This window comes from Stenotrophomonas sp. SPM, assembly GCF_003105135.1.
Classification (GTDB): Bacteria; Pseudomonadota; Gammaproteobacteria; order Xanthomonadales; family Xanthomonadaceae; genus Stenotrophomonas.
Window position 1 is genome coordinate 1 of record NZ_QETL01000129.1, and the last position, 10,099, is coordinate 10,099.

A 10,099-nucleotide genomic window follows, 5' to 3' on the forward strand; every position below is an offset into this window, starting at 1 on the left:
GGCGTGGCCGTCGCGCGTGCTCGCCAGATGGACCGGCGCTGGCTGCAGCGCCAGCTCGATGGCAGCGGCCGCAGCGAGGACAGCGCCGATCTGCTGTTTGCCGAGGTCGCCCGCCTCAACCCGTTGCAGCAGCGCCAGCGCGCGCATGTGCTGGCGACGCTGGAACGCACGATGCCGGACCTGCGCCCGCGCTGGCCGCGCGCCGCACTGGCGCTGTGCTGGATCGCCGGCCTGGCCATCGCCCTGCTCGCGCTGGGCTGGCCACGCAGCGCGTGCGTCTCCGCAGGCATCGGAGCCACGGCAACGGCACCCACGGCGGCTGCCCGTCCGCTGCAGCTGCAGTCGACCCGCCTGCAGATCGATGCACCGGCGTACACCGGCCAGGCCACGCTCACCCAGAACGCACTGGACGCCAAGGTGGCCGCGGACAGCCGGCTGTCGTGGTCGGTGCGTTTCGACCACACGCCCAGCAAGGCATGGCTGCAGTTCCACGACGGGCGACGGCTGCCCCTGCGCGAGCACGACGGCCAATGGCAGGCACAGGACGTAGCCCGTGCGCCGGTGCTGTACCGCGTGGTCAGCGAGCCCGCCCTGGCCAGCACCCGCCTGTACCGGCTGGATGTGGTGCCCGACCGCGCGCCCAGCGTGCGCGTGCTGGAACCGGCCGCCAGCCTGGTACTGGGCACGCCCGGGCAGCGGCAGTGGGCGCTGCGCTTCGAAGCCAGCGATGACTACGGCGTAGCCGCGCAGGCAAAGCTGTCGATCACCACCACCCAGGGCAGCGGCGAGAACATCACCTTCGTCCAGCGCAGCGTCACCCTCACCGGCAGCGGCGAACCCACCGCGCGGCGCTTCGCCCACACCCTCGATCTGGTCGCACTCGGCGCGCAGCCCGGCAATGATGTGATCGCACAGCTGGAAGTACGCGACAACCAGGCCCCCAACGCGCAGACCGGGCGCAGCAGCAGCGTGATCCTGCGCCTGCCCACCACCGAAGTCGCGCTCGGTGCCGAACTGGAAGGCCGCATCAAGAAGACGCTGCCTGCCTACTTCCGCAGCCAGCGGCAGATCATCATCGACGCCGAAGCACTCATCCGCCAACGCCGCAGCTTGGCTGCCGATGATTTCATCAAGCGCAGCGATGCCATCGGCGTCGACCAGCGCATCCTGCGCCTGCGCTACGGCCAGTTCCTCGGTGAGGAGAGCGAAGGCGCGCAGAAGACACCGCCGACCAGCGACCTGCCCACCAGCGATGCACCCACGGCGGACGCGCACGATCACGACGACGACCACGGACATGCCCAGGCCGGCGCGCACGACGACCACGATCATGACCACGGCAGTACCGCCGGCAACGCCGACACGCCACCGGTGTTCGGCAGCGCCACCGACGTGCTGTCCGAGTACGGCCACACCCACGACCACGCCGAGGCCGCCACTCTGCTCGACCCGCAGACCCGCGCCACGCTGAAGGCCGCGCTGGACCAGATGTGGTCGTCCGAGGGTGAGCTGCGCCAGGGCCGCCCGGAGCAGGCGCTGCCGTTCGCCTACAAGGCGCTGGCCTTCATCAAGCAGGTGCAGCAGGCCGAGCGCATCTATCTGGCCCGCGTCGGCCCGGAACTGCCACCGATCGACGAGGGCCGACGGCTGGGCGGCGACCGCGCCGGCCTGGCCAGCCGCGAGCTGCCGCTGGCCGCACGCACGCCGCCGGACCCGGCCATCGTCGAGGCCTGGCAGCGGCTGGGCGACGGTGATGGCACGCCTGACCTGGACGCTTTGGCCACGTGGCAGCAGCGCAACGCCGCCTTCCTGCCCGATGCCCTCGACCTTGCCGCCGCCATTGAACAGCTGCGCATCGAACCGGACTGCAGCGACTGCCGCCAGCGCCTGCGCGCGCAGCTGTGGCGCGCCCTGCAGCGTCCGTTGCCGCAGGTGATGCGGCGCACCGCCACCGATGCGATGGGCCAGCGTTATCTCGATGCGCTGGAGGTGCAGCCATGAATGCCATTGCATTGAACCTGTGGCTGGCCGTGGCACTGGCGGTCATCGTCATCCTCGCCAGCGTCCCGCAACTGCGCGCCACCACCGCCCATCACGGCCAGCGCGCGGCACGGCTGGGCCTGCAGGCCATCGCCGCCGTGCTGCTGTACTTCTGCCTGCTGCCGCCCAGCCAGCAGCTGCCTGCGGGCGGCCTGGTGGTGCTCACTGCCGATGCGGCGGCTGCCGGCGCGTTACCAGCCAGCGATGGCCCGCTGCTGCTGTTGCCAGAGGCGGCGGATGTGCCGGGCGGCCAGCGCGCAGCTGATCTGGCCACGGCGCTGCGCCAGCACCCGGCCACCACGTTGACCCTGGTCGGCGCCGGCCTGGCCGCGCGTGATCGCGACGCGTCGCTGCCGCCGCACGTGAGCTGGCAGGCCTCTCCTGCGCCGCGTGGCTGGATCGCGCTGCAGCCACCTGCCGACACCGCACCCGGTGCGCGCTTCGAGGTGCGCGCGCAGGCACACGGTGTCACCACGGGCCGCGCCGAACTGCTGGACCCGGCCGACACCGTGGTCGATCGCGTGGCCGTGGCCGCCGATGGCCGCGTGCAGCTCAGCGGCATCGCCCGTGCGCCGGGCCGCAGCGTCTTCCATCTGCGCCTGATGGATGCGCAGGCCCATGTGCTGGACAGCGTGCCGGTGCCGCAGCAGACACTGGCGGCCACACCGCTGCGCCTGCTGGTGCGTGCCAGCGCGCCCGGGCCGGAACTGAAGTACCTGCGTCGCTGGGCCACCGATGCCGGCCTGCGCGTGCAGGTGCAGGCCGACACCGGCGCTGGGCTCAGCGTGGGCGATGGTGCAGTGGCGCTGGATGCGGCCACACTGGCGCGCAGCGACCTGCTGCTGCTCGACGAGCGCAGCCTGGCGGCGTTGAGCGCGGGGCAACTGACCGCGGTGCGCCAGGCACTACGTAACGGCCTCGGGGTGCTGCTCCGCAGCGCCGGCGCTCCATCGGCCAGCGCGCGGCAACGCCTGCGTGACCTCGGCCTGCCGGTGCAGGGCGATGGCAGCAGCCACGCCGTCGAACTGCCTGGCGATGGCAAAAGCGCGATGCTCGCCGCACGGCGCGGCCCGCTGGACTCGGCCACCCTGCCTACCGCCGATGGCGAAGCGGCGGACCGCAGCTCGCACAGCGCCGCCCTGCCCTCGCTGGAGGCGCTCGCGCTGCAGGTCAACGACGGCAGCGCCCTGCTGCACGACACTGCGGGCCAGCCCCTTGGTGGCTGGCGCAGCGTCGGCAAGGGCCGCATCGGCCTGCTGCCGGTCACCGACAGCTGGCGCTGGGTGCTGGCCGGCCGCGATGATCGCCACGGCGAACTGTGGAGCGGTGTGGTCGCCACGCTGGCGCGCGCGCAGCCCGGCACGGACGCGCTGTGGTCACCGCAGGCGCAGGCCTGGCTGGGCGAGCGCGTCGCGCTGTGTGGCGTGCAGGCCCCGCTGCAGGCGTTCGATGCGAAGGGCGCGGGCGTGCCGCTGGTCGTCGATGCCACTACCTCGTCGATGCGCTGCGCCGGATGGTGGCCGCAGGCAGCAGGCTGGCAGCGCCTGCAGCATGGCGACACGACCGTCTGGCGCTATGTGTTCGACGCGAAGGAGGCGGCGGCGCTGCATCGCCAGGCGATGAGCGATGCGACGACGCAGGCGTTGGCGATGGGAGCGCCTGCAGGTACCGCAGCAATGCAGCCGGTGCCCGGCTCACGCTGGCCGTGGTGGCTGGCGTTCGTGCTGTGCGCATCGCTGCTGTGGTGGCTGGAACGGCGGCGCTGAGCCACGGGGTCGGATCCCTTTCGCGTGCGAAAGGGCCCTGACCCCATCCCTCACCGTGCTCCGGTGCGCCGGTACACGCCGTCAAACCGCACGTTCATGCCGCCGCATTCGCTGTTGTCCGACACCACCAGCACATCGCCCAGCAACTGCGCGTGCACCGTGCAGCTGTCCTCGACGAAATCCACCTGGCTGCCGCGCGGCGTGGCCTGCGCTTCCACCTGGCCCATGTTCGGCCCATACGGCCGCTGTTCCGGCGTGGGGTTGGCCGAGGGCCAGTAGGCATCACCTTCGACGTGAAGCTGGCTGCCACGCACCGAGATGCGCAGGCCGTTGTCGCCGTCCTTCCAGTCACCGGCCCAGCCTTGCAGCGTCGGGGTCACCCGTGCCACCGGCTGCAGCTTGCTGCGGTCGACCCAACCGGCACTGCCACCCACCTTGTTCGGGAAAAACGCGCAGCGGTATGGGCCCAGGTCACGTCCGGTCACCACCGTGTCACCGCTCACCACGTAGCTGCGCTGGCGGCAGGCGGGTTCGCCCTTGGCCGGGCAGCCGTCCATGTCGCCCAGCAGGTACAGGCGCTGCGTGCCCACCACCTTGGCCACGGCGAAATCCGATTGCGCGGAAGGGAACGCGCCGTTGCGGCACGAGCCGTCGTCGGCAAGGTCGCTGGCAGCGGCGGCCAGCGGGCTCAACGCAGCAAGCAGGAGAAAGGAACGCAGCAGCATCCAGGCAACCTCGTAAGGAAAGGCGGCAGGATAACGCCTACTTCCCGACCGCGGGATCGCAACCGCCCTGCTGCTCGCAGAACTGCTGTGCCCGGCGCCGCTGTTCGGGGGTCAGCTCCGGCGGCGGCCGTGCGATGGCGGCCTGGATCTGGTCGGGGCCACCGGTGAGCTTGTTCAGTCCGCGGCCGGCCGCCAGCACGCCCTTCACCACGCCCATCATGATGTAGCCACCGCCCATGCTCACCTGTTCCGGCGACGGCGGCTCGCTCCAGTCGCGGCTGAAACGGTTGTCGCCGAACTTCACGGGGTTCTTGAAGCGGTACAGATCCAGCGCCTCGTCCTCGGGCTTGAGCGCGCGTACTTCACCCAGGGTGGTGACATCGCCCTGCGGCGGCGCGGCGGCATCGGCGGGCGGCACCTCGCCTGCCGCAGGCGGATCGATCACGGGGTCAACCTGCTGCGCGTGCGCCGTGGCGGCCAGCATCATGCCGGCCAGAAGTGCTCCCTGCAGTTCCCGTCGTGCCACAGCCATCGCCCTGTCTGGTGCGTCCAATCCCCGAGGATACGCATCACGGCTTCAGATTTCGTTGGCTGCAGTACCGGCGTTCAGCCGGCGATGGCTGTGCCGCCGCACTGAATGGTTCACTGCATCCCGGCACGCGGTCTCACACCCTGAGACCCATCTGTGGTGCCATGTGACCCCTCGCAAACCGTCCCGGCTCCCTCCTCCATGGCCTACGAACTCGCCAAGCGCACGGCGGACGCCGAGCAGAAGCTCGCCACCCGCGACGGCCTGCCCGCGCGCGATGGCGCCCTGCTCAGTGCGCGCCTGCAGCGCCGCTACCACGACCGCATCACCGGCAGTTTCGCCATTCCCGGCCGCGAGGGCCGCTACGCGCCCATCCCCGATTCGGTGCCGCCCGCCCTGGCCGCCGCCCTGAAGGCACGCGGCATCGAACAGCTCTACAGCCACCAGGCGGAAGCGTGGGAGGCCAGCCAGCGCGGCGAGCACGTGGCCATCGTCACCCCCACCGCCAGCGGCAAGTCGCTGTGCTACACCCTGCCGGTGGTCAGCGCGGCCATGCAGGACAAGGCCAAGGCGCTGTACCTGTTCCCGACCAAGGCGCTGGCCCAGGACCAGGTGGCCGAGCTGCTCGAACTCAACCGCGCCGGAGACCTCGGCGTGAAGGCCTTCACCTTCGATGGCGACACCCCCGGCGATGCGCGCCAGGCCATCCGCCTGCACGGCGATATCGTGGTGTCCAACCCGGACATGCTGCACCAGGCCATCCTGCCCCACCACACCAAGTGGGCGCAGTTCTTCGAGAACCTGCGCTACATCGTCATCGACGAGGTGCACACCTACCGCGGCGTGTTCGGCAGCCACGTCACCAACGTGCTGCGTCGTCTCAAGCGCATCTGCGCGTTCTATGGCGTGCAACCGCAGTTCATCCTGTGCTCGGCCACCATCGGCAACCCGCAGGCGCATGCCGAAGCGCTGATCGAGGCACCGGTCACCGCCATCACCGAATCCGGCGCGCCCAGCGGGCCCAAGCAGGTGCTGCTGTGGAACCCGCCGGTGATCAACCCGGACCTGGGCCTGCGTGCCTCGGCACGCTCGCAGAGCAACCGCATCGCCCGCATCGCGATCAAATCCGGGCTGAAGACCCTGGTGTTCGCGCAGACGCGCCTGATGGTGGAAGTGCTGACCAAGTACCTGAAGGACATCTTCGACCACGACCCGCGCAAGCCGCCCCGCATCCGCGCCTACCGCGGTGGCTACCTGCCCACCGAGCGCCGCGAGACCGAGCGTGCGATGCGCGCGGGCAACATCGACGGCATCGTCAGCACCTCGGCGCTGGAGCTGGGCGTGGATATCGGCAGCCTCGACGTGGTCATCCTCAACGGCTACCCCGGCAGCGTTGCGGCCACCTGGCAGCGCTTCGGCCGCGCCGGTCGCCGCCAGCAGCCCGCGCTGGGCGTGATGGTGGCCAGCTCGCAGCCGCTGGACCAGTATGTGGTGCGACATCCGGATTTCTTCGCCGAGGCCTCGCCCGAGCACGCGCGCATCGCGCCGGACCAGCCGTTGATCCTGTTCGACCACATCCGCTGCGCGGCCTTCGAACTGCCGTTCCGGGTCGGCGATGGCTTCGGCCCGATCGATCCGGAAGTGTTCCTGGAAGCGCTGGCCGAAACCGAAGTCATCCATCGCGAAGGCGAGCGCTGGGAATGGATCGCCGACAGCTACCCGGCCAACGCGGTCAGCCTGCGTGCGGTGGCCGATGGCAACTTCGTGGTGGTCGACCGCAGCGATGGCCGCCAGCAGATCATCGCCGAAGTCGATTATTCCGCGGCCGCGCTCACGTTGTACGAAGGCGCGATCCACATGGTGCAGTCGACCCCGTACCAGGTGGAAACGCTGGACTGGGAAGGCCGCAAGGCCTACGTCACGCGCACCCACGTGGACTACTACACCGACAGCATCGACTTCACCAAGCTCAAGGTGCTGGACCGTTTCGATGGCGGCGTGGCCGGCCGTGGCGATTCGCACCATGGCGAAGTGCACGTGGTGCGCCGCGTGGCCGGCTACAAGAAGATCCGCTACTACACGCACGAGAACATCGGCTACGGCCCGGTGAACCTGCCCGACCAGGAACTGCATACCACTGCGGTGTGGTGGCAGCTGCCGCAGGCGTTGCTGCTGCGCGCGTTCGCCAGCAAGCAGGATGCGTTGGATGGTTTCCTCGGCGCGGCCTATGCGCTGCACATCGTCGCCACCGTGGCGGTGATGGCCGATGCGCGCGACCTGCAGAAATCGGTCGGCAACGGCGATGGCTCGTGGTTCGCGATCGCCGACCAGACCGGCCGTGGCCAGCTGCGCGGTGGCGAGGGTGATCCCGGCATCGTCGAGCTGCTGCAGGAGTTCGTGCCCACCGTCTATCTGTACGACAACTTCCCCGGCGGCGTCGGCCTCAGCGAGCCGCTGTGGCAGCGCCAGGCCGAACTGGTGCAGCGCGCGCGCGAGCTGGTGCAGCGCTGCGACTGCAAAGCCGGCTGCCCGGCCTGCGTGGGCCCGGTGCTGGCCGCGCAGGAAGAAGATGAAACCTCGCCGCGTGCGCTGGCGCTGCGCGTGCTCGACCTGTTCGATGCGCAGGCCTGCCAGCACGTGTGCGACGTGGTGGTGACCACGCGCGAGCCGATGGAGCTGCTGGCACCGTGAGCCTGAGCCTGGACAAGCTGCGCCTGCTGCGGAAGCAGGCCGGCGACCCGAAGGCGAGCACGCCGGCCGCGCCCGAGCCCCCACCGGCAACACCGGCCCCGGTAGCCGCCAACGATGCGCGGCAGCCTGCGGCCGAGCGCTCGGTGTTTGCCTGGGTCGAACAGGAGATCCGCCACAAGCCGACCGGCGCGGTGGCACCTGCCACGGCGCCGGCACCGCTGCGGCGGCCGGAAGTGGGCGGCCTGCATCGCCTGCTCGGCCTGCGCACGCGTGGTAGCGCCGCCCCGGTGCGGGCCAGCGCGCAGGACCGGCAGCTGCCCGGCGAGCAGATCGCACCGGGCCTGTTCCTGATCGAATCACTGCAGCCGCAGGCGATTCCCGCGCAGCCGCTGTCGCTGGATTTCGCCCGCCGCGATGGCGAGCACGTGGCCGCCCGCGACCTGCTGTTCTTCGATACCGAAACCACCGGCCTGGCCGGTGGCACCGGTACCCGTGCCTTCATGATCGGCGCCGCCGACTGGCATGCCTGCCCGCAGCGCGGCGAAGGCCTGCGCATCCGTCAACTGCTGATGTCCACCATGGCCGCCGAGGACGCGATGCTGGCCACCTTCGCCAGCTGGCTGCAGCCCTCCACCGTGTTCTGCAGCTACAACGGCCGCAGCTACGATGCACCACTGCTGAAGTCCCGCTACCGGCTGGCCCGGCAGCGCTGCCCGATCACCGCGCTGGACCATGTGGATCTGCTCTACCCCACCCGCCGGCGTTATCGTGGCAGCTGGGAGAACTGCAAGCTCTCCACCATCGAACGCCAGCTGCTGCGCGTGGTGCGCGAGGATGACCTGCCCGGTTCGGAAGCGCCTGCAGCATGGCTGCGTTACCTGCGCGGCGGCGATGCCGTGAACCTGCGCCGCGTGGCCGACCACAACCACCAGGACGTGGTGACCCTGGCCTTGCTGCTGCAGCGGCTGATCCGCGAGGAACAGCGCGAGCGCGAAACGCTGGCGCTGGTGCAGCCCTAGCCTGGCGCGGGTTCAGGCGGCGTTGACACCACTGACACGCGCAGCGGCGACACTGCCCGTAGTCCCTTCACCGGAGCCGTGCCGATGCGCCCTACGACCTTGTTGCTGCTGGCCGGCATCCTGCCGCTCGCGGCCTGCAGCCATGCCGGTACCAGCAGCACCGCCGACACAGCCCCCCTGCCGCCCAAGGGCGCCGAGGGCGCGCATGAGTGCCGCCCCGAGGCGCTGGAAGCCTTCACCGGCAAGACCGCCGACGAGGCCACCATCAAGAAGCTGGTGGCCGACAGCGGCGCCCGCAACGCACGCGTGGTGAAGCCGGGCATGGCCGTGACGATGGATTTCCGCCAGGACCGCGTGACCGTGCACGTGGACGAGCAGAACAAGATCGAGCGCGCCAGCTGCGGTTGATGTAACCGCGCCGTATCCGCGGGCGCGATCGATCCGGTAGCGCCGGGCCATGCCCGGCGAGCGAAGCGGTCCTACAGCTGCTGGGCCTTGCCGCTGGCCATGGCGCGGGCGATCACCTGCTTCGCCTGGGCCGACGCCTGTGCCTGCAGCTGCGCCTGGCGTTCACCCAGTTCCGCCTGCTGGCTGCCCAGCGCAGCCTGGCGCAGGCCCAGCTGCGCCTGCTGGTTGGCCAGTTCGCTGATGTCGTGACTGTGCGCGTCCTGCACCGCCTGCACTTCACGCATCGCAAGACGGGCCTCGGCTGCAGCCTGGCGGGCAATCGCGGCATCATCCATCGAACCGCTCGCGGCCCTCGCGGCCTCCGCTGCGGCCTGCCGGTTGATGTCGCTCTCGCGCACTGCGCGGCTGGCGGCCTGCGTCGCCACACGGCTGATTTCGCGGGCGTGCACGGCCTGCTTGCGGCCCAGTTCACCCTGCTGGCGCCCGAGCACGCCTTGCTCGCGACCGAGCTCACCCTGCTGGCGACCCAGCTCGGCCGATTGCGCATAGACGCGCTGCAGCGGCTGGATCAAGGCCGGATCACGCACGGCATAGCGCTTGTTGCCTTCGCGGAACCACAGCACCGGGCCGTCGCGGCCGACATCGCGGCGGGCCTGCTGGATGTCATCGATCGTCGCGCTGGCATAGCTGCGGCCATGGTCGATCAGCACGTGGCCACGTTCCAGGTCATTGCCCAGGTGCAGCTCGCCCACCGTGGTGTAACTGTCATCGTCATCCTCGTCGTCCACAGGGGGCCCCGGAGGTGCGGGCGGCGCAGCGGGGGCCGCCGGTGCGGCAGGCGGCGCGGGCATTACCACGCGGGTAGCGGAGGCCGGCACAGCGGGCGCGGCCGGCGGTGCAGGCGGTGCAGGAACCGTCTTC

Annotated in this window: 7 protein-coding genes and 1 pseudogene; 5 read left to right on the forward strand and 3 right to left on the reverse strand. The window is 70.5% G+C overall.

What is annotated here, in order from left to right; genetic code table 11:
• Both DCO49_RS18090 and DCO49_RS18095 read left to right on the forward strand, forming a co-directional pair.
• Nucleotides 1-2,001 (forward strand): hypothetical protein (locus tag DCO49_RS18090; protein ID WP_116865176.1); only part of this gene is annotated, 2,001 nt, incomplete at its 5' end.
• Nucleotides 1,998-3,806, forward strand: coding sequence for a hypothetical protein (locus tag DCO49_RS18095; protein WP_116865177.1), 1,809 nt, complete (start codon nt 1,998-2,000; stop codon nt 3,804-3,806). The genes DCO49_RS18090 and DCO49_RS18095, both read left to right, overlap by 4 nt.
• A gap of 50 nt (nt 3,807-3,856) precedes the next feature.
• Here the strand turns inward: DCO49_RS18095 and DCO49_RS18100 are convergent, their stop codons facing one another.
• Nucleotides 3,857-4,531: a hypothetical protein gene (locus tag DCO49_RS18100; protein ID WP_116865178.1), complete on the reverse strand. Its 675-nt coding sequence runs from the start codon at nt 4,529-4,531 to the stop codon at nt 3,857-3,859.
• Nucleotides 4,532-4,568: 37 nt separating this feature from the next.
• Nucleotides 4,569-5,063, reverse strand: a complete 495-nt coding sequence (locus DCO49_RS18105; protein ID WP_116865179.1) for a hypothetical protein — start codon at nt 5,061-5,063, stop codon at nt 4,569-4,571.
• A gap of 198 nt (nt 5,064-5,261) precedes the next feature.
• On the opposite strand from DCO49_RS18105, the gene DCO49_RS18110 reads away from it, so the two are divergent.
• From DCO49_RS18110 to DCO49_RS18120, 3 genes are all read left to right on the forward strand, one after another.
• On the forward strand, nt 5,262-7,751 hold the full coding sequence (locus tag DCO49_RS18110) for a DEAD/DEAH box helicase (protein ID WP_116865180.1): 2,490 nt from the start codon (nt 5,262-5,264) through the stop codon (nt 7,749-7,751).
• Entirely contained in the window at nt 7,748-8,770 is a 1,023-nt protein-coding gene (locus tag DCO49_RS18115; RefSeq protein ID WP_116865181.1) for a ribonuclease H-like domain-containing protein, read from the forward strand. The genes DCO49_RS18110 and DCO49_RS18115 overlap by 4 nt, the downstream gene beginning before the upstream one ends.
• Before the next feature lie 84 nt (nt 8,771-8,854).
• Nucleotides 8,855-9,178 carry an I78 family peptidase inhibitor gene (locus DCO49_RS18120; protein ID WP_116865182.1) on the forward strand — a complete coding sequence of 108 codons (324 nt, stop codon included), beginning with the start codon at nt 8,855-8,857 and terminating at the stop codon, nt 9,176-9,178.
• A gap of 71 nt (nt 9,179-9,249) precedes the next feature.
• Here DCO49_RS18120 and DCO49_RS18125 read toward each other — a convergent pair.
• Nucleotides 9,250-10,099, reverse strand: a pseudogene (locus DCO49_RS18125) (transmembrane BlaR protein); the annotation flags it as partial.